Below are 1475 nucleotides of genomic sequence, written 5' to 3'. Positions count from 1 at the left end.
AATGGTGGGATTAAGGATTTAACGCATGCGTTCTTTTGGTGTTAGTAACATGCGATTAGCGCTTAGTAAAAATAAAATAATGCCACCAATAATGAAAAATGTTGAAGTTGCTAAAACCAGTACAGTATCAATCCCTTGAAAAGCTTTGATTAGAAGTTGATTAAGGTAGTAAAAAACAGATGTTTTGATAAATAATTGACCAATATTAGGTAGGTATTCTAAAGGAACAAAAACATTACAAGACATTAGCGCATAGAGATTGATGATATTACAAAATCCTAAGATGCTTTGTTCGTTTTGAAAAATTCTAGCTACAAAAATGGCCAAGCAAAAACAAAACAATGCGCTTGAAAAAACACTAACAAACCCCAAAATAAGCGCTTTAAAATTAAGAATAGTGATGATATTGAGCGCATAAAAAGAGAGAACAATAAAGATAAAAGCATATAGGATTACAACGATTAGTCTTGAAGCGATTAATGCTAGAGTTATTTGTTTGAAAGTTGCTGGTGATAGCATGTAGAACAAGAATATATTATGCGATCTAGAGCTTGTTATAGCTTGAGTGAGGCCAAAGATCGCGCTAGAAATAATAAGGAGTCCCATTAGACCTATAATATTATTAAAGTAAAAAATTTCAGTGGTATTTTTTGAAAAAACAAAAATTAGTAATAGAAGCATTAAAATAGGATAAATAAAAGTCCAAAATAACGCGCTTGTATTGGTGAGATAAGATTTGATTTCAAGTTTTAGGATAGATAGAATTGCTCCCACTAAATATCCTTTAGTAATGCTAATAAGTCTTTTGTGGTTGGTTTTTCTTTAAAGTTAAAAGTTTTAGCTACAGATTTTAATATAGAATTTAAAGGTTTGTATTGAGCAATGTTGCCATTCTTAAGGAGCAATACCCATTCGCAACTATCTAAGACAATAGGATCATGAGTGGCGATGATACTTGTAAGTTGTTGGGTGTTGCGCAAGCTTATGAGATTTGATAGTCTTATAAGAGCGTTTTGCTCTAAACTGGTTTCTGGTTCATCCATAATAATTAATTGGGGGTGGTGGCTAAGAGCTAAATCAATCTTTAAGCGCTGTTTTTGTCCATCGCTTAGGTGTTCGTAGGTTTTATTCAAAAGATTTTTTTCAAATAGATTTGGAGTGCAGTTTTTGTGAAAAAATTGATAGAATTTAAAAAGGTCGTTTGCGTTTAATCCAGGTGGGTAGTTGAATAGGTTAGAGACAACTCCCAACTGTTTGCGTTGTGGTATAACATTGTCATGGTATGGAATATTATTGTTTTGTGCTTTAAAATTATAGTCTGATCTAATGCCTAGAATAGTGTTGATAAGCGTTGATTTTCCAGCACCATTTGTGCCAATAATGGCTGTACTAGTATGATTTTTAAATGAAAAATCTTGTATATTTAAAGCGTTTTTAAACATGGTTTTTGGGTGTATGCTGATGTTAGAAATCAT

The 1475-nt window shown here is 32.0% G+C and carries 2 protein-coding genes; both read right to left on the bottom strand.

The window, feature by feature from the left end; translation table 11 throughout:
- Positions 1-18: 18 nt before the first annotated feature.
- Complete coding sequence (locus I6852_RS07855) at positions 19-774, bottom strand: ABC transporter permease (RefSeq protein ID WP_197292079.1); 756 nt, start codon at positions 772-774, stop codon at positions 19-21.
- Positions 774-1475: an ATP-binding cassette domain-containing protein gene (locus tag I6852_RS07850; protein WP_000624999.1), complete on the bottom strand. Its 702-nt coding sequence runs from the start codon at positions 1473-1475 to the stop codon at positions 774-776. Before I6852_RS07850 ends, I6852_RS07855 begins: the two co-directional genes overlap by 1 nt.

The organism is Helicobacter pylori (assembly GCF_015904775.1).
GTDB classification, from domain to species: domain Bacteria; phylum Campylobacterota; class Campylobacteria; order Campylobacterales; family Helicobacteraceae; genus Helicobacter; species Helicobacter pylori_DM.
The sequence above is the reverse complement of the archived record's forward strand: the minus strand, read 5'-3'. Positions and strand labels throughout refer to the sequence as shown.

Bases quoted from the DNA above. Each gene is read 5' to 3' on its own strand.
- I6852_RS07850 (WP_000624999.1), bottom strand. From the start codon at position 1,475: ATGATTTCTAACATCAGCATACACCCAAAAACCATGTTTAAAAACGCT.